We start from the raw sequence: 19,771 nt of genomic DNA, 5'->3' as shown, positions 1-19,771 counted from the left end.
TGGGGAACTAACGAAAAGAAAGCCGGATGCGGGAAAGCCGCACGTCCGGTTTGATGAGGGGTCCGAGGGCGAAAGCCCTCGTCCTACTCTACTATACCTGGATGGGATTCTAGCAAAAAATTTTAATCAAATCCGTTAAGGAGCTCAAATCGGGTAAAATTGAGAAGGTATCGGACACTGATGCTTTTATAAAGCGCTGAAACAAGAATAAATTGCTCTGAAGCAAGAATAAACTGGCCTGAAACAGGAGCAAATCCTTCTGAAAGCCGAACAACTCTCATTGAAGCACGAATAAGGGCTTCTGAAGCTAGAATGAGAGGCGATGAGTTTAGAATAAGTGAGTTTGAAACAAGAATAAATTTCTATAACTAAAAAATTTTCCGGGAGGTGCTGAAAGCTTTCCTGAAATACCGGCTGGATTTCTTGAAACTCCGAAAGAAATGGCTGAACCACCGAAAGCTCTCGCTGAACCCCTAAAAATTACGCTAAAACTCCGAACCTCCCTGAACCTAAAAATCCTGGTGAAGCTCTAAAATCGCTGAATCTCCAAAACGAAGCTCCAATCCTCCAATAAGCACTTCTGAATCTCCAATACACACTCCGAAACTCCAATAAACGACATGGAGCCTATTTCAACCGCTCTAGAACGTCTGTAAAACTTCTTGCTACGAGTTTTCTTTCTCCAGAATAGGAGATATTAAGGGAAAAAAGGAACGGACCGATGAGTGAACGGGCAATTTTTGATATAATCCTCTTTATGAGGAACTGGAATAATAGGAGGCATGAACAATGCTTGAATATAAAGAATGGAAACATATCTTTAAGCTTGACCCGAATAAAGAGATCGAGGATACTGATCTGGAAAAAATATGCGAATCCGGCACGAATGCTGTTATGGTGGGCGGAAGCGACGGTGTAACACTTGACCGAACGTTAGAGCTGCTTGCCAGAATAAGAAGATATGCAGTACCCTGTGTACTTGAGGTTTCAAATATTGACGCTATTACACCCGGTTTTGACTACTATTTCATCCCGACGGTTTTTAACACGAACGATGTGCGCTGGATAAAAGGACTTCACCATGAAGCGGTTAAAGAGTACGGTGCACTGATGGATTGGGATGAGATCGTGATGGAAGGCTATTGTGTGTTAAACGAAGAATCGAAGGTAGCCTCGTTGACATCAGCAGATACCTCTATTTCGACTGAAGATGTGGTTGCCTATGCAAGAATGGCAGAAAAAATGTTCCACCTGCCTATTTTTTATCTGGAATACAGTGGGGCATACGGCGATATAGAAGCAGTAAAAGAAGTGAAGAGTGTACTTGAAGATACCAGGCTGTTTTACGGAGGGGGCATCTCCTCATTGGAGCAAGCAGAAGAGATGGCACATTATGCAGATGCCATTGTTGTCGGAAATATCATATATGAAGATATAAAGAAAGCACTGAAAACAGTAAAAATACTAAAACAAGATTGATTGTCTATTCGGCCTCGAGTAAAATAAAAGCAAGAACATACGTTTGTTAGGAGTGCTATATTATGCAACGGATAGTTGAAAAATTATTGGAGGGGCTAAACCCGGAACAGAAAAGCGCTGTTAAAGCAACGGACGGCCCTCTTTTGATCATGGCAGGAGCAGGAAGTGGCAAGACAAGGGTATTAACCCACCGAATCGCTTATCTTCTCGTAGAAAAGCAAGCAGCGCCGTGGAACATTCTTGCGATTACGTTTACGAACAAAGCAGCGAGAGAGATGAAAGAACGTGTAGCGAAAATCACCGGCCCGGCAGCGGAAGACATCTGGATTTCTACCTTTCACTCGATGTGTGTAAGAATGCTTCGCAGGGACATAGACCGAATTGGATTCAACCGTAATTTTACGATCCTCGATTCTAGCGATCAGCTCTCCGTAATTAAAAAAATTCTTAAGGAAAAGAACCTGGATCCGAAGAAATTTGACCCAAGAAGCATCCTTGGCTCGATCAGCAGTGCAAAGAACGAATTGAAGACGGCAGAAGACTATTCGAAAATTGCCCAGGGGCCATACGAGAGCGTGGTACTGGATGTGTACCGGGCTTATGAGAAGCAGCTTCGAAAAAACCACGCACTTGATTTTGATGACCTGATCATGACGACGATCAAACTATTTAAACAGGTCCCGGAAGTGCTTGAATTTTACCAGCGAAAGTTTCAATATATCCACGTCGACGAGTATCAGGATACAAACAGAGCGCAGTACGTACTCGTTAATATGCTGGCTGAGCGGCACGGAAACTTATGTGTTGTTGGGGATTCCGACCAATCGATCTACAGATGGAGAGGCGCGGATATCGAAAACATTCTTTCCTTTGAAAAAGATTACCCTGAAGCAAAGGTCATTATGCTAGAGCAAAACTACCGGTCCACAAAGAAAATTCTGCAGGCGGCTAACAAGGTGATCGGCAATAACTTTAACCGCAAGCCAAAGAATCTCTGGACCGAAAATGACGAAGGACCCAACCTTACTTATTACCAGGGAGACAACGAACATGATGAAAGCTACTATGTTGCCGGGAAGATCCGAAACATGGTCAGCGACGGAAAACGCAAAAATTCCGATATCGCGATTCTTTACCGGACAAACGCACAGTCTCGTGTGATCGAGGAAATCTTAATGAAATCCAACATAACGTATAACATTGTTGGAGGAACAAAGTTCTACGATCGAAAAGAAATTAAAGACGTACTTGCTTATTTGCGCTTGATCGCGAACCCGGACGATGATATCAGCTTGCTGCGAATCGTTAACGTACCGAAGCGGGGAATCGGTGCATCCACGATGGACAAGGTATCCCAATACGCAGCTGACAACGATCTTTCTATTTTCAACGCCCTTCAGGAAGTAGAGCAGGTCGGCTTGAGCGCACGCTTTGTTAATAGCTTAAGCGAGTTTGCAGGCTTGATCGCCAACTTCAATCAAATGCAGGAATACCTTTCCGTTTCAGAGCTTGTGGAGGAAGTGTTGGATAAAACAGGCTACAGAGACTCCTTGAAAAATGAGAATACGATTGAAGCACAAACAAGGCTTGAGAACATCGATGAGTTCCTGTCTGTTACGACTGACTTTGAAAAAGCGAGCGAGGACAAGAGCCTGATCGCTTTCCTAACCGATCTCGCATTAATCGCGGACATCGACAAACTTGATGAAGAAGATGAACAAAACGATGCCGTTACGTTGATGACTCTCCATGCGGCAAAAGGACTTGAGTTTCCTGTAGTGTTCTTGATGGGAATGGAAGAGAGCGTCTTCCCTCACAGCCGTTCACTCTTTGATGAAGAGGAAATGCAGGAGGAACGAAGATTGGCGTATGTTGGAATCACAAGGGCAGAAGAAGAGCTTTACCTGACCAATGCGAAAATGCGGACGTTATACGGCAAAACGAATGCGAACATGGTTTCAAGGTTCATCGCAGAAATACCGGAAGAATTGCTTGAAAAGAAATTCGAAGAGAAGAAAGTGCCGCAATGGGCAGCAACTTCAGGTGGAGTGGGAAGACCCGCTGCTCCTAAAGTTCCAAAACGCCCTCAATACACATCTACCGGCGGGGAATCCCTCGATTGGAAAGTCGGCGACAAAGCAAAGCACCGCAAATGGGGCGAAGGAACGGTTGTCAGTGTCAAAGGACAGGGAGAATCCGTTGAGTTGGACATTGCTTTTCCAAAGCCAGTTGGCGTGAAAAGGCTTCTTGCCAAGTTTGCGCCGATTGAAAAAGGATAAACTCGTTAAAACTATAAAAAATATCTTTTGCTTCTGCCGTATCTCACAGTCAGTGGAATACGGCAGTACGTGTGCTTTTTTTATTAACCGTTACAAAATAGATAAACTGTGGCTGACCGCTACGGAAAGAGACTGCCCGTTGCGGAAACCAACTTTAACTTCACGTTAGAAAATAAAATCTTGTACTTGATGGAAGGTGTGAACAGGATTGAACATAGAAGAAGCCCAAGAGCGTATCAAAGAACTGAGCGAGGTTCTGCAAAAATATAACTATGAGTACCACGTCCTGGATAATCCGTCTGTTCCTGATGCTGAATACGACCGTCTTATGAAGGAACTGATTGAACTGGAAGAACAGTATCCTGAACTGAGGAAGCCGGATTCACCGACTCAGCGAGTTGGAGGCCCGCCGATCGATGCTTTCCGAAAAGTCGAGCATAATATCCCGATGCTCAGTCTTGGAAATGCCTTTGGCGAACAGGACCTACGGGATTTTGACCGCAGGATCCGGGATAGGATAGGCGATGCTTTTTCCTATGTATGCGAGTTGAAAATCGATGGTCTTGCTGTTTCTCTTACATACGAAAACGGAGTGTTTGTAAGAGGTGCGACCCGCGGAGACGGTACGGTTGGTGAGGACATAACAGAAAATCTTAAAACAGTTAGGTCTATTCCTTTAAGGTTATCAGAAGAAGTTAACCTGGAGGTTCGTGGGGAAGCGTTCATGCCGAAGAAATCATTTGAAGCGCTTAACGAAAGCCGTGAACAGAACGGGGAAGCGCTTTTTGCCAATCCGAGGAACGCAGCAGCAGGTTCCTTGAGGCAGCTCGATCCTAAAATAGCCGCAAGCAGAAACCTCGATATTTTCGTCTACGGAATCGGGTCGCTTGACGGCAAGGAAATTTCTTCACACAGTGACGGACTTGACTATCTCAGGGAGCTTGGGTTTAAAACAAATCCTGAGTGGAGAAGATGCCCCGATATCGATGATGTGATTGCATTTATAGATGGTTGGTTTGAAAAGCGGCCTGATCTTTCCTATGAAATCGATGGCATCGTTATTAAAGTAGATTCACTTGAGCATCAGGAAGAACTGGGTTTCACCGCGAAAAGCCCGAGATGGGCAATCGCGTATAAGTTCCCTGCTGAAGAGGTGGTAACCCGGTTACGCGAAATCGAGTTGAGTGTTGGAAGAACCGGTGTTGTCACTCCGACCGCTATCCTTGACCCTGTACAGGTTGCGGGTACGACAGTAAAGAGGGCTTCGCTTCATAATGAGGACTTGATAAGAGAAAAAGACATCAAAATCGGCGACTATGTTGTTATAAAAAAAGCGGGAGACATCATTCCGGAAGTAGTAAATGTTATAAAAGATAAAAGAACTGGTGATGAAGTGGATTTCCGGATGCCGGAGCATTGTCCGGCCTGTGGCAGTGATCTTGTTCGCATCGAAGGGGAAGTAGCACTTCGCTGTATCAATCCGAAATGTCCTGCACAGATCAGAGAAGGCATGATCCATTTCGTTTCCAGAAATGCCATGAACATCGACGGTCTTGGCGAAAAGGTGATCGCCCAGTTATACAAAGAGAATTTAATCCATGATGTAGCAGACATCTACAAGCTGGAGAAGGATGAATTGCTTCAGTTAGAAAGAATGGGAGAAAAGTCGGTTTCTAACCTCCTTCAAGCGATTAAAGCTTCAAAGTCTAATTCTCTTGAGAAGCTTTTATTTGGCCTTGGTATCCGATATGTCGGCTCAAAAGCGGCAAAAACGCTCGCCCAGCATTTTGGAAACATGGCAAAATTGGAGAATGCTGCGAAAGAAGAGCTGGAAGCGATCGATGAAATCGGGGAAAAAATGGCCGATTCGATCGTTACTTACTTTGATAACGAAGAAGTTCATAATTTGGTCGTTGAATTAGAAAATTTAGGTGTTAATATGGAGTATAAGGGTCCAAAACCGGTTAACACGGAAAATATCGATTCCTATTTTACAGGGAAAACAGTTGTCCTGACAGGAAAACTGACCCAGCTGACCCGGGGAGATGCAAAGAAAAAGGTAGAAGAGCTCGGTGGAAACGTAACCGGAAGCGTAAGCAAGAATACAGACTTGCTTGTCGCAGGGGAAGACGCCGGTTCAAAGCTTGATAAAGCCCAAAAACTTGAGGTTCTCATCTGGAATGAAGACCGGTTTATGGAAGAGCTGAATAAATGAGGAGAGATGGTTGTAAATGGGTATACGACGAGGACTAATCGTCTCCATTAGTGCGATGAGTTTATTGCTGTCGGGATGCCTTCCGAATTCAGATAAACCGGAAGAGAAAATCGTTGAACAGCCTGATGATAAGAAAGAAAAAGCGATCATCAGCCAGGAAATTCAGACGACTGAAAAATATTACCGCAGCGTTTTAGATAAAAAAGGGGAAACAAATTCTTTAGATCCAGGGGCAGTCCGTGGATTGATCACGGACGGTGTAGATAACCGCCTTGATGTAGATGAATTAGAAACAGGCTTAATGAGAATAGCACAGGAAACATTTGATCCTGATAAATACTTTTTCAAAGACGGCCAGTTGTTTGACAGCAAAGAAATCCACACCTGGTTAAAAAGAAAAAGCAAAACGAACGAACAGGGCTTAAACCCTGCTCTCGGGATGAAGGAAGACCCGGCACAGCATGAAAAGGTGATGGAAGCCGAAAAGGCGAATCCGCGTTACTTGTCCTATATTCTTGAGCATAACTATTATGTGAAGAACGATGAGAATAAGGTAGCGCTTGGCGGAGTTGTCGTAGGACTTTCACTATATGACATTTATCCGTTTTCTGTATACGATGACCAGGGGTTAAAGTATACAGGAACAGCAGATGTAAAAAATGCTGTCGCAAAGGGGAAAAAGGCGGCAGAAGCTATTATAAAAGATATTCGAACCGATGAAAAAGTGGATGTTCCAATTGTGGTTGCTTTATTTATCGAACAGCCGAGGGATTCGATCGTTCCAGGTAACTTTGTAGCCAAAACGGTAGTGGACGGCGGTAAGGCTTCCATCGATGGCTGGAAAGAGATCGATGAAAAATATTATGCGTTTCCTTCTAAAGACGCAGAAGAAGCACATCCGTCTGACGCAGAAAAATTTGATTCCTTTAAAAGGAGTATCCAGGAATTCTTCCCGAACTTTGTAGGTGTTGTTGGTACAGGCCTCTATCGGGACGACAAGTTGCAACGAATGAAAGTCGAGATACCGGTTCAATTTTACAGCAAATCGGAAATCATTTCGTTTACGCAATTTGTTACAGGTCTTGTTAAAAATAAAAAAGACACATTCCCGCAAGACCTGCCTGTTTCTGTTTATATCACTTCGATGAATAAACCAGAATCGATCATAGTAAAAGATCCGCATGAAGAAGAACCATTTGTCCATATCTATCAGTAAGAAGAGGTGCGAGCCTCTTCTTTTTTGTTTTGCGGAGTCTTAAACAAACGTTTGATTGAAAAAACAAACGTGTTTAAAAAGCCTTGAAATCAGCTTTTAGCGGTCATTCAAGAGGAAGTTTTTAGTAAATAAAAAGAACCATGTTTAAAAAAAAGCTCAAAATGGAACAAGACAAGAGGGCGCTCAAACGTTTGCTAACCTGGTTGGTTTTATATAAGCAATCATTGATTCAGATTATTCCAAACGTTTGAACAACCAATTTCTATCATGTAGAATTATTAGATGAAAACGTTTTAGTAATGAAGGAGGCTGTTCTAATATGGTAGTACCTTACACACATGAACCATTCACAGATTTTACTGTTGAAGAGAATCGGAAAGAATTCGAAAAAGCTCTAAAACAGGTTGAGAATGAACTAGGAAAAGAGCATGACTTGCTTGTTAATGGCGAACGCATTAGCACCGAGGAGAAAATTGTTTCGAAAAATCCAGCGAACAAGGAACAAGTTATCGGGCGCGTTTCAAAAGCAAACAAAGATATTGCTGAAAAAGCGATCCAGTCTGCGGACGAAGCGTTAAAAAGCTGGAGAAAATGGAGTGCAAGAGCTCGTGCGGAAATTTTAATCCGAACAGCAGCGATTGTGCGCCGCCGCAAGCATGAGTTTTCTGCTTACCTTGTATACGAAGCAGGTAAACCGTGGAAAGAAGCAGATGCGGATACAGCAGAAGCGATCGACTTCATGGAATATTATGCTCGCCAGATGATCGAGCTAGGTGACGGAAAGCAAGTACAAAGCCGACCTGGTGAAGATAACCGTTATGTTTATACGCCGACTGGTGTAACGGTTGTCATTCCGCCATGGAACTTCGCATTTGCAATCATGGCTGGAACAACAGTAGCTCCAATCGTTACAGGAAACACGGTTTTATTGAAACCAGCAAGCGCTACACCCGTAATCGCTGCAAAATTTGTGGAAGCATTAGTAGAAGCAGGTTTACCTAAAGGTGTACTTAACTTTGTACCAGGAAGCGGTTCTGAAGTAGGGGACTATCTTGTTGATCATCCAAAAACAGCCTTGATCAGCTTTACTGGTTCACGTGAAGTAGGAACTAGAATCTTTGAACGTGCGGCAAAAGTCCAACCGGGACAAAATCATTTAAAACGCGTTATCGCTGAAATGGGCGGTAAAGATACAGTAGTAGTAGATAAAGATGCAGATCTCGAACTGGCTGCGGAGGCAATCGTTGTTTCTGCGTTTGGTTTCTCCGGACAAAAGTGTTCTGCTGGTTCACGTGCTGTAGTACATGAAGAAGTGTATGACAAAGTGCTGGATCGTGTAATAGAGTTAACAAACGATTTAACAACAGGTGACCCAACTAACTATGACAACTATATGGGACCTGTGATCGATAAAGGCGCTTATGACAAGATCATGAGTTACATCGAAATCGGGAAAGAAGAAGGACGCCTTGTTGCAGGCGGGACTGGTGACGATTCAAAAGGATTTTTCATCCAGCCGACTGTGTTCGCAGATCTTGACCCTGAGGCACGCATCCAGCAGGAAGAAATCTTCGGACCTGTTGTTGCCTTAACTAAAGTAAAAGATTTTGATGAAGCGATGGAAGTTGCAAACAACACAGAATACGGCTTGACAGGCGCGTTGATCACAAACAACCGTGAGTATATCGAAAGAGCGAAGGATGAGTTCCAGGTAGGTAACCTTTACTTCAACCGTAACTGTACAGGAGCGATCGTTGGATACCATCCGTTCGGCGGCTTTAAAATGTCTGGTACTGACTCCAAAGCAGGCGGACCGGATTACTTGATCCTTCACATGCAGGCAAAAACAATCTCAGAGATGTTTTAAATTTTTTATTCGGCCTCCCTATTATGGGGAGGTTTTTTTTTTGAAAAATGTACAAACTATAAATGGCTGTGAGAAGAAAAAGGTAAAATGCGGTTCTTTGGTCCCTGTAAGAAAAAGGATATATAATTATAAGAACTTTTTTACTGAAAAGAAAGTTTAACATTCAAGTAAAATGGGTATTTATTACCATGAATTTAATTTTTGTCACAAAAAAGTCAATTTATTTAAATAAATTTAATTGAATACTTATGACAATATATCTATAAAAACGGTTTAATTAGCCAATATAATGAATAATTATACACAAAAAGTTATATGTTATAATTTTCATAATGTTCTTACTACATTTGTATGATATAGTTAGTAATGGTTTAAAAGGAACGCGGGAGTTAAGAAAATTTTACAAATTTGCAGGTAATTGCATACCCGTGAATAAAACGGAGGTGAGAAAATGGAACATACATTAACAGCTGCAACATGGTTCTGGTTGTTAGTACCTATGCCACTCTTAGTTATCTTATCAATTATTACATTTTTCACTGAAAGGAGAGAGTAGTTACCATTATGAATATAGCAACGTTAATTACATTTATTGTATATCTTGTAGGAATGCTTGCGATTGGTATCGCGGCGTATCGTTTAACTAGTGACTTGTCTGATTATGTTCTTGGAGGCAGAAGGCTCGGAGGCTCCGTAGCAGCACTGAGTGCGGGTGCATCTGATATGAGTAGTTGGTTATTGCTTGGCTTACCTGGTGCAATGTACGCAGGAGGTATGAGCCAAATCTGGATTGGTGTTGGACTTGCTATAGGAGCTTATCTCAACTGGCAATTTATCGCAACTCGCTTGAGAAAGTATACGGAAGTTGCCAATGATTCCATTACGGTTCCGGACTTTTTAGAAAACCGTTTCCGTGATAAATCGAAGGCTTTACGTGTTATTTCTGCATTAGTTATTTTAGTATTCTTTACCTTTTACACTTCTTCCGGTCTTGTCGGTGGTGCTATCCTGTTTGAAAGTTCCTTTGGAATGAGTTATGAATCAGCGCTTTGGATAGGTGCGATCGTTATTATCTCCTATACCTTCCTTGGCGGATTCCTTGCAGTAAGCTGGACAGACTTCTTCCAGGGCATATTAATGTTCTTAGCGCTTGTTATTGTTCCGATCGTAGCCTTGAATGAAATGGGCGGCTGGAGCGAAACAGTTAACCGAGTTGGTGACATCGATACAACTTATCTTGACGTCTTTACTGGCATGACAACAATGGGTATCATTTCCCTTCTAGCGTGGGGACTCGGGTACTTTGGCCAACCGCATATCATTACGCGTTTTATGGCAGTAAAATCATCAAACGAAATTCCGAAGGCTCGTCTTGTCGGAATGACCTGGATGATCATCTCCCTGTTTGGTGCAATTTTTACAGGGTTTATCGGAATCGCTTATTTTGCAGGCAATCCGCTTGAAAACTCTGAAACAGTGTTTATCCAGTTTACAGACTTACTGTTTAACCCATGGATCTCTGGGTTCTTGCTTGCAGCAATCCTGTCTGCAATCATGAGTACAATTGACTCTCAATTGCTTGTATCTTCCAGTGCTGTTGCGGAAGACTTCTATAAAGCAATACTAAGAAAGAACGCGAGCCAAACAGAACTTGTATGGGTTGGCCGTATCGCAGTACTTGTTATCGCTTTGATCGCGATCTTACTTGCCTATAACCCAGAAAGCAGTGTGTTAAACCTTGTTAGTTATGCATGGGCTGGTTTCGGCGGTGCGTTTGGACCGGTTATTATTCTGAGCCTGTTCTGGAAACGTATGACTCGTAACGGGGCTCTTGCAGGTATCATCGTCGGTGCCGTCACTGTAATCGTATGGGCACAGCTTTCCGGTGGATTGTTCGACCTTTACGAAATCGTGCCAGGCTTTGTACTGTGCTGGATCGCTTCTATGGTATTCAGTTATGTTGGTGACGAACCTACTCCAGAAATGGAAGCTGAATTTGACGAAGCAAACGCAAGATAAAGAAAACATGAAGTCCCTTTCCACTCGAAAGGGGCTTTTTCTTTTGGTTTAATAAAGAAAACGAGGCGATGTAGGAGGATGCTGAATGCTTTTTATCGAGCAAAGAAACAGTGGCATTTATTTAGGGTATTTTGCTCTAGCTGTTTTTTCATTATTCACATTAAAAAAATTCAAGCTGGTCGAGAGTCAAAAACAAATATTAAAGGAACGAATGCAAGAGGCGAGGAAATACCGACATCGAATATGAAGATATAAAAACACGAACAGACATATCAATCAAACGTTTGATTATCGAACAGAGCAGTTAAACAAACGTTTGATTAACGAACAGATGGATTAAACAAACGTTTGATTGATGAACAAAATTATTAAACAAACGTTTGATTGAGATCAAAATCGTCAACGATGTAATCATAATTTGCAGTGGTAAGTTGCCTGTATTACAGGAATTTTGGTATCATCTATATATTGCAGACTGTTCGAATTTTTGGAGGTGACTCGAAATGGCAAGAATAACAAAAGAACAGGTTAAGCACGTTGCACACCTGGCAAGATTATCTTTTAATGAAGACGAAATCGAAACGTTTACTGAGCAATTGGACAATATTATTTCATTCGCAGAGCAATTGAATGAACTCGATACCACAGGGGTAGAACCGACAACCCATGTAATCGATGTAAAAAATGTATTGCGTGAAGATGAGACATGGGAAAGCCTTTCTCGTGAAGAAACACTTAAGAATGCCCCTGACCAGGAAAATGGCCAGGTTAAAGTACCGTCCATAATCGAGTAGAGGAGGAGAAGATAAGGCATGTTTGAAAAAAGCATCGGGGAAATTCATTCACTGCTTCAAAATAAACAATTATCCGTTAGCGAGCTTGTGCAAGCATCGTATGATAGGATCAGTCATGTTGAGGAGAAAGTTAAAGCGTTTGTCACTCTAAATGAAGAGGGCGCGAAAGAAACAGCAAGAAAGCTTGATGAAAAGCTTGGAACTGATGCAGCAAGAGGATTGCTGTTCGGCCTTCCAGTGGGCGTCAAAGACAATATTGTAACAAAAGGCCTTCGCACGACTTGTTCCAGCAAAATTCTGGAGAACTATGACCCTGTACATAATGCAACAGTGGTTGAGCGACTTCGCAATGCAGAAACAGTAACGATCGGAAAATTAAACATGGACGAGTTTGCGATGGGGTCTTCTAACGAAAACTCTGGCTTCTTCAAAACGCGCAACCCATGGAATACCGAACACGTTCCTGGAGGATCAAGCGGTGGGTCTGCGGCATCTGTCGCAGCAGGCGAAGTATTCTTCTCACTTGGTTCAGATACTGGTGGATCCGTTCGACAGCCTGCAGCTTTTTGCGGAGTCGTGGGATTAAAGCCGACTTATGGCCTGGTATCCCGTTACGGGCTTGTTGCCTTTGCATCATCCCTTGACCAAATCGGACCGATTTCCAAAACCGTTGAGGATAATGCATTTTTACTTCAGTCTATCGCTGGCCATGATAACCTTGATTCTACTTCAGCCAACGTTGATATTCCTGACTATCTTTCTCAGCTGACAGGGGACGTGAAAGGCCTAAAAATCGCTGTTCCAAAAGAATATATTGGAGAAGGGGTAGAAGAAGGCGTACGCGAAAAAGTGATGGAGGCACTAAAACAGCTTGAAAAGCTTGGTGCCACATGGGAAGAAGTTTCCCTTCCACACTCTAAATATGCCGTAGCAACCTATTATCTGCTTGCTTCCTCGGAAGCTTCTGCTAACCTTGCGCGCTTTGATGGCGTACGTTACGGTTATCGTGCTGATGATGCGGAGAATTTAATTGAGATGTATAAGAAGTCAAGAAGCGAAGGCTTCGGTGATGAAGTAAAACGCCGTATCATGCTTGGTACGTTCGCTTTGAGTTCGGGCTACTACGATGCCTATTATAAAAAGGCACAGCAGGTCAGAACGTTGATCAAACAGGACTTTGACAAAGTATTTGAAGATTATGATGTTGTGATTGGACCGACTGCGCCGACTACAGCATTTAAAATCGGAGAAAAAATCGACGATCCGCTTACAATGTACGTAAATGATATTCTAACCATTCCGATCAACCTTGCAGGTGTTCCGGCGATCTCTGTACCGTGCGGACTATCAAACGGGTTGCCGGTTGGACTACAAATTATCGGGAAGCATTTTGATGAAGGAAAAGTCTTCCGCGTAGCACATGCTTTTGAACAGGCTACAGATCATCATAAAGCAAGACCAGAGCTGTAAGGGGGTTGAGACAGAATGAATTTTGAAACAATAATCGGTTTAGAAGTTCACGCAGAACTGAAAACAAACTCAAAGATTTTCTGTGGATGTTCCACAAACTTCGGTGCTCCCCCAAACACTAACACTTGTCCTATCTGTACAGGACATCCGGGAGTACTCCCTGTTTTAAATAAAGAAGCTGTTAATTTTGCGATGCGCGCTGCGATGGCGTTAAACTGCGAAATCGCAACAGAAACGAAGTTTGACCGTAAAAACTACTTTTATCCGGATAACCCGAAGGCTTACCAGATTTCCCAGTTTGACAAGCCGATCGGTGAAAACGGCTGGATTGAGATCGAAGTAAACGGCAAGAAAAAGAAGATCGGTATCACAAGGCTGCACCTTGAAGAAGATGCCGGGAAAAATACTCATGTGGACGGAGAAGATTATTCTCTCGTAGATTTTAACCGCCAGGGTGTTCCACTGGTCGAAATCGTTTCTGAGCCGGATATCCGCACACCTGAAGAAGCGTATGCATATCTTGAGAAGCTTAAGGCGATCCTGCAATACACAGGCGTTTCTGACTGTAAGATGGAAGAGGGCTCCCTTCGCTGTGATGCGAACCTTTCTCTTCGTCCTCTGGGACAGGAAAAGTTCGGAACAAAAACAGAGCTAAAGAACTTGAACTCCTTTACGTTTGTTCAAAAGGGGCTTGAGTTCGAAGAAAAGCGCCAGGAAAAAGAATTGCTCTCAGGAGGTATCATCCAGCAGGAAACACGCCGTTATGACGAAGCGAAAAAATCGACGATCCTGATGCGCGTGAAAGAGGGCTCAGATGATTACCGTTACTTCCCTGAGCCGGATCTTGTAAAATTGATGATCGACCAGGATTGGAAAGACAAAGTGCGCGCTGAGATCCCTGAGCTTCCGGATGCGCGTCGTGAGCGCTATATGAGAGAATTCGAACTGCCGGCATATGACGCGATGGTTCTTACCCAATCGATCAGCATGGCTGATTTCTTTCAAGCGACAACTGAAAATGGCGCCGATCCAAAGCTTGCTTCCAACTGGTTGATGGGAGAAGTAACAGCGTATCTAAATTCTAATTACAAAGAACTTGAGGACGTAGCACTTACTCCTGAAGGGCTTGCTAAGCTGATCTCCCTGATCGAAAAAGGAACTATTTCTTCTAAAATCGCTAAAAAAGTTTTTAAAGATTTGATCGAAAAAGGTGGAGCCCCTGAAGAAATCGTGAAGGAAAAAGGCCTTGTCCAAATTTCGGATGAAGGTGAACTTCGCGGAATCGTTGAGGGCATCCTTAATGAAAATGAACAGTCGATCGTTGATTATAAGAACGGTAAAGACCGTGCGCTCGGCTTCTTAGTCGGCCAGGTTATGAAAGCGACAAAAGGAAAAGCGAACCCGCCAATGGTTAATAAACTTATCCTTGAAGAGATGGATAAAAGATAAGTGGTACACACTAACACAGACCAGTACTTTTGCTGGTCTGTGTTTTTATTTTCATCAATAGGGGAATGAACGGTATACCAATATCATACATTTTGCTTTTTGAATAGAAAGTGACTATAATCAATAGGTACGAATAAACTTTTGCCCAAACGGTCACGGCTCCAGGTGGTCGTTTTTTATCTGATAAGAATAAAAGGAACAAAAAGAAAGCTTTAATACGAAAGTTTTAATGTGACTTTTCATAAACTTTAAAACAGGCTATGATGTTAAAAAGTGGAATTGTTTCGAAATCGCGTTCAAGAAGTTTGCTATTGAAAAAGATAGGATGATGATCTATGAAGCGTGCAAGATTAATATATAATCCAACCTCAGGAAGGGAACAGGTAAAGCGCCAGCTGCCTTACATATTAGAGCGACTTGAGAAAGCAGGCTATGAGGCATCTGCCCATGCCACAACAAGCGAAGGAGATGCGACCGAAGCAGCGAAGAAAGCGGTAGAGAGGGAATTTGATCTTGTCATTGCGGCGGGTGGAGACGGAACGATCTATGAAGTCCTGAACGGTATTGCGGAGCAGACTTTCCGTCCTAAACTCGGTATTATACCAGCAGGGACTACGAACGACTTTGCACGGGCTATCCATGTACCCCGTACCATCGAAGGGGCGATGGATATTATCTGTGATGGATATGAAATGCCGATCGATGTAGGGAAAGTGAACAACAAATACTTTATCAATATCGCAGGCGGCGGCCGTTTAACAGAGCTTACATACGAGGTGCCAAGCAAGCTTAAAACGATGCTCGGCCAGCTGGCATATTACTTAAAAGGCGTGGAAATGCTTCCATCCATCCGTCCGACTGCTGTTAAAATGGAGTATGACGGAAAACTGTTCGAAGGGGAAATCATGCTGTTCCTCGTAGCCAACTCCAATTCGGTAGGCGGATTTGAAAAATTGGCGCCGACAGCTGACTTGAACGACGGGTTGTTTGATTTGATCGTTCTTAAGAAAACGAACCTGGCTGAATTTATCCGGCTTGCTACAAACGCGCTTCGAGGAGATCACATCAACGATCCGAACGTTCTCTATACGAAAGCAAGCCGCATTAAAGTGGAAGCGTCCGACAAGATGCAGCTCAATCTCGATGGAGAATACGGCGGACCGCTTCCGGCCGAGTTTGTTAACCTTTATCAGCATCTTACAATGATCGTACCGAAAGAAACCGCGGATAAGCATAACAGTAACTAATAGGCAGGCTATTACAGCTTGTCTATTTTTTTGTTATGCTGTCTTCATAAAACCTTAGCAGATAAGTAGTTGATTCCTTTAACAAATAAATAAAAAACCCTATCTTTTAAAGAACCTCTTAGAGATGTTTCCTTTAGAAACTGTGCTTTTTGGGAACAGTGTAAATAAAGGAAAGTTGCCTTTTTTTCACAAAGGATCTGTCTTATGGTAAAATCATTTGCAGCATTTGAAAAAGGACGGTTAAGCAATGGCTAAAATAGATGCACCTGTAAAGAAAAACGATATTGTAGAAGTCGAGTTCGTCGATTTGTCCCATGAAGGCGCAGGAGTAGCAAGAGTGGAAGGCTACACTTTATTTGTGCCATATGGCATCCCGGGTGAAAAAGCGAAAGTAAAAGTCCTGAAGACGAAAAAAGGTTTCGGATTCGGAAAGCTGTTGGAGGTACTGGATGAAAGCGAGCACCGCATTACGCCTCCGTGCCCGATTTACGATAAGTGCGGGGGCTGCCAGCTTCAGCATTTAACCTATGAACGCCAGCTTGTTTATAAAAGGAAGCTGGTTCAGGATGTGCTTGAGCGAATAGGCCATTTAAAAGATGTTACGGTTCACCCGACGCTCGGAATGGACGACCCCTGGAGATACCGAAACAAAGCACAGGTACCGATCGGGGAACGTGAGGGCGGTCTTATCGCTGGTTTTTACCAGAAGGGAAGCCACGAGATCATCGACATGGATGAATGCTTGATCCAGGAAGAGGCTAACGATACAGTTGTCCAGCAGGTGAAGAAAATCGCTTTAAAATACGGCATCAGAGCATATGACGAAAGAAGCCATCGCGGAACGCTAAGGCATGTTGTAGCAAAATACGGACGGCAAACGAAGGATGTTATGGTCGTACTGGTAACCAAACAAAAAGACCTCCCGAACCGTAAAAATATCATCAAAGAAATCTCAGAGACAGTTCCTGGCGTTAAATCGATCGTTCAAAATATCAATCCTAAACGCACCAATGTTATTTTCGGGAATGAAACAAGAGTACTATGGGGAACCCCGTATATTTACGATACGATCGGTGATGTGAAATTTGCGATTTCTGCCCGTTCTTTCTATCAGGTAAATCCGGAACAAACGAAAGTACTTTATGATAAAGCCCTGGCATACGCCGGGTTGAACGGGGAAGAGACTGTCATCGATGCGTATTGCGGAATCGGCACAATCTCACTGTTCCTTGCCCAAATGGCAAAAAAGGTATACGGAGTAGAGATCGTTCCTGAAGCAATCGAAGACGCTAAACGTAACGCCGAACTGAACGAGATGACTAACGTAGACTTCGAAGTTGGTGAAGCAGAGAAGGTTATCCCGGCATGGTATGACAAAGGGATCAAAGCTGACGTGATGGTCGTCGACCCTCCTAGAAAAGGCTGTGACGAAGCATTACTGCAAACGATCATCGATATGAAACCAAAGCGGGTAGTTTACGTGTCATGTAATCCAGCTACACTTGCGAGGGATCTGAAAGTATTGGAAGAGGGCGGGTTTATGACGAAGGAAGTGCAGCCGGTGGATATGTTTCCGCATACGACGCATTGCGAGGCGGTCGCAAAGATAGTTTTAAATAGTAACGATGCAGAGATTTAAGTAAGGATCTCTGCTTTTTTTATGTAAGTATAAAAGTTAATCCAGACACGTTAGGTTTTGTCAAAAAAATTAATTTTAAAAGTTTTGACAATTTTGAAACAATGTGATATGTTACTAATCAGTAATTGGTTACCGTTTAGTAACGCATGGAGGCAGGTATGGAAAAAATTCAACGCTTCATTGACATCAAAGCAGGTTTACAGGAAGTTTGGGAGCTTATCTCATCTCAGGAAGGCATGCGTCAATGGATCAGTACTGATATGGAGATTGACGCACGAGTAGGAGGGAAGTATCGAGTAAAGAATCCGGAAGAGAATCAGATGATTTGCGGCGAGGTGCTGGAAATCTTGCCGATGGAATCAATTTCTCTCTCATGGTTTGAATTGGGCTCAGATTGGATGAATCCGACTAAAGTAACGTTTAGACTAGAAGAAATAGCAAATGGTATTCGAGTTCATGTCACGCACACAGGATTTGAAAGGATCCGAAAAAGGGGATGGGAGAAAACTTATAATGAATACCAGAAAGGTTGGACCCGTCATCACTTGCTTGAGAACTTGAAGGCGCGAGCTGAGGCTTAGATGGCTTCATGCGATAAATCAAGCAAGGTGGATGTAAGAGACCTTTTCAACGCCCTCGGGGACAATACTCGTCGCACTATTATGGATCTTTTAGCAGAGCATGATGAAATGACGGTGAAACAATTAAGTGAGCACTTTCCTGATCTGGTTCGTTCCGGCATATCAAAACATTTAATGCAGTTGCGCAAATTGAATCTCGTGTACTCAATCAAACGCGGGAGAGAACAAATCTACCGGATAAATCCAGAAGTTGTAAGTAACGTGTTAAGACCCTGGGTTAAGAAGTATGAAAAATATTGGGATGACACGCTTATTCGGCTTAAACAAGCAGCAGAGAGTTCGAAACGTGATCACGATGAGTAATCCGTATGCAGAAACAATAACGCTTTTTAAAGCGGGTATGTGGCCATTATGTTGAATTTGTTCGAATGAAAATTAGGAGGAGATAGTTATGTTTTTATCTGCTTTCCCAAGTCTTTATACGACAGACATCAATAGGTCTTTGAGATTCTATAGGGATCTTCTTGAATTTGAAGAGACTTTTCGTTTCCCGGATAAAGGAGAGCCCGAACATGTTGAACTCCGCCTTGGAGACTCTATGATCGCTCTGGTAACCTATGCCGTCGCAAAGGAAGCCAGTGTGTCTGCGCCTACCCCGGGCCATCCTTTTGAACTTACCATCTGGACTGAGGATACGAATCAAGCCATTAATCGTCTGCGTAGGGCCGCAGTACCGGTGATCCTTGAACCAAAAGATCATGTGGCTGGAATACGCCGTGCTTATGTGTCAGATCCAGATGACAATTGGCTTGCTATTGTTTCCCGTAATAAGTAATTTGGTTATTAGTTTAAAATAAAGCTTCGCATTATAAGGTCAGCTAGAAATTTGTATGTAAGGGGTTTTTAGATGGATGCAAACAAAAAATGGCTCTCCATTCCGAAAGAAACGAGAAGCCGACTAATCAGTAATGTTTTTTGTAGTAACTGTGCAGATGTTACGACGATTCAGGGATTTACGATTGAAGATAATCAATTTGGTATTGTCTTAAAAGGTAAGTGTAAAAAATGCGGGCATGAAGTAGCCAGAGTTGTTGAAGATTAATAAACACTAAGAAGCAGGAAACCTGATTATAAGGATCCTGCTTCCTGTTATTCGCTTTTAAAATCGGGAATTCCAATCCATAGTTTTTTTGTAAAAAATAATGCACATATTTGCCCTTCCCTGCATATAGTAGTTCTTGGTGAGAAAATAATCAGGAAGGAAGTATGAGCCGTGAATTATATCAAATCTACTACGACTAACAGCAAACATGACAATTTTTTAAAGGGGTATAAGGTTATTGAAGTAAACTTATCTAATGAAAAGGATAACCTTTATGCAGTAGTGAATCCCGTGAATTTAAAGTAAGAATCTAACGCCAACTAACTAAACCACCTCGTATGTCAGCATGCATATAGAGGTGGTTTTCCCACTTATAGACAGGGAGAATCAATGTGCATATCATTTAGGTTATAA

General features: G+C 42.8%; 15 protein-coding genes. All 15 read left to right on the top strand.

What is annotated here, in order from left to right:
- The first annotated feature begins 789 nt into the window (after window positions 1-789).
- Window positions 790-1,479: a heptaprenylglyceryl phosphate synthase gene (pcrB, locus tag FCL54_RS17775; RefSeq protein ID WP_138128265.1), complete on the top strand. Its 690-nt coding sequence runs from the start codon at window positions 790-792 to the stop codon at window positions 1,477-1,479.
- A 62-nt stretch (window positions 1,480-1,541) separates the two neighbouring features.
- The gene (gene pcrA, locus FCL54_RS17770) at window positions 1,542-3,758 is read left to right on the top strand and encodes a DNA helicase PcrA (protein WP_138128263.1); all 2,217 of its coding nucleotides are present in this window, start codon (window positions 1,542-1,544) and stop codon (window positions 3,756-3,758) included.
- Window positions 3,759-3,966: 208 nt separating this feature from the next.
- Entirely contained in the window at window positions 3,967-5,973 is a 2,007-nt protein-coding gene (gene ligA, locus FCL54_RS17765; RefSeq protein ID WP_138128261.1) for an NAD-dependent DNA ligase LigA, read from the top strand.
- 16 nt (window positions 5,974-5,989) lie between these two features.
- Window positions 5,990-7,189 (top strand): CamS family sex pheromone protein, encoded by a 1,200-nt coding sequence (locus FCL54_RS17760; RefSeq protein WP_138128259.1) that lies wholly within the window; start codon window positions 5,990-5,992, stop codon window positions 7,187-7,189.
- Window positions 7,190-7,508: 319 nt separating this feature from the next.
- Window positions 7,509-9,056: an L-glutamate gamma-semialdehyde dehydrogenase gene (gene pruA, locus FCL54_RS17755; RefSeq protein ID WP_138128257.1), complete on the top strand. Its 1,548-nt coding sequence runs from the start codon at window positions 7,509-7,511 to the stop codon at window positions 9,054-9,056.
- A 564-nt stretch (window positions 9,057-9,620) separates the two neighbouring features.
- A complete protein-coding gene (gene putP / locus FCL54_RS17750) occupies window positions 9,621-11,075 on the top strand; it encodes a sodium/proline symporter PutP (protein WP_138128255.1) in 1,455 nt (484 codons plus the stop codon).
- Between the two features lie 503 nt (window positions 11,076-11,578).
- The gene (gatC, locus tag FCL54_RS17745; RefSeq protein WP_138128253.1) at window positions 11,579-11,869 is read left to right on the top strand and encodes an Asp-tRNA(Asn)/Glu-tRNA(Gln) amidotransferase subunit GatC; all 291 of its coding nucleotides are present in this window, start codon (window positions 11,579-11,581) and stop codon (window positions 11,867-11,869) included.
- 18 nt (window positions 11,870-11,887) lie between these two features.
- Window positions 11,888-13,339: an Asp-tRNA(Asn)/Glu-tRNA(Gln) amidotransferase subunit GatA gene (gatA, locus tag FCL54_RS17740; protein WP_138128251.1), complete on the top strand. Its 1,452-nt coding sequence runs from the start codon at window positions 11,888-11,890 to the stop codon at window positions 13,337-13,339.
- 15 nt (window positions 13,340-13,354) lie between these two features.
- A complete protein-coding gene (gene gatB, locus FCL54_RS17735) occupies window positions 13,355-14,788 on the top strand; it encodes an Asp-tRNA(Asn)/Glu-tRNA(Gln) amidotransferase subunit GatB (RefSeq protein WP_138128249.1) in 1,434 nt (477 codons plus the stop codon).
- Window positions 14,789-15,123: 335 nt separating this feature from the next.
- Window positions 15,124-16,035 carry a diacylglycerol kinase gene (locus FCL54_RS17730; protein ID WP_138128247.1) on the top strand — a complete coding sequence of 304 codons (912 nt, stop codon included), beginning with the start codon at window positions 15,124-15,126 and terminating at the stop codon, window positions 16,033-16,035.
- Window positions 16,036-16,282: 247 nt separating this feature from the next.
- Entirely contained in the window at window positions 16,283-17,674 is a 1,392-nt protein-coding gene (rlmD, locus tag FCL54_RS17725) for a 23S rRNA (uracil(1939)-C(5))-methyltransferase RlmD (protein ID WP_171016907.1), read from the top strand.
- A 158-nt stretch (window positions 17,675-17,832) separates the two neighbouring features.
- The gene (locus FCL54_RS17720; protein ID WP_171016906.1) at window positions 17,833-18,255 is read left to right on the top strand and encodes an SRPBCC family protein; all 423 of its coding nucleotides are present in this window, start codon (window positions 17,833-17,835) and stop codon (window positions 18,253-18,255) included.
- Window positions 18,256-18,618 (top strand): ArsR/SmtB family transcription factor, encoded by a 363-nt coding sequence (locus tag FCL54_RS17715; RefSeq protein ID WP_138128243.1) that lies wholly within the window; start codon window positions 18,256-18,258, stop codon window positions 18,616-18,618. It abuts the gene before it with no gap.
- 88 nt (window positions 18,619-18,706) lie between these two features.
- Entirely contained in the window at window positions 18,707-19,090 is a 384-nt protein-coding gene (locus tag FCL54_RS17710) for a VOC family protein (RefSeq protein ID WP_138128242.1), read from the top strand.
- A 72-nt stretch (window positions 19,091-19,162) separates the two neighbouring features.
- Complete coding sequence (locus FCL54_RS17705; protein WP_138128240.1) at window positions 19,163-19,357, top strand: hypothetical protein; 195 nt, start codon at window positions 19,163-19,165, stop codon at window positions 19,355-19,357.
- The last annotated feature ends 414 nt before the right edge of the window (window positions 19,358-19,771 follow it).

This window comes from Exobacillus caeni (assembly GCF_005747095.1).
GTDB classification, from domain to species: Bacteria; Bacillota; Bacilli; order Bacillales; family Guptibacillaceae; genus Exobacillus; species Exobacillus caeni.
The sequence above is the reverse complement of the archived record's forward strand: the minus strand, read 5'-3'. Positions and strand labels throughout refer to the sequence as shown.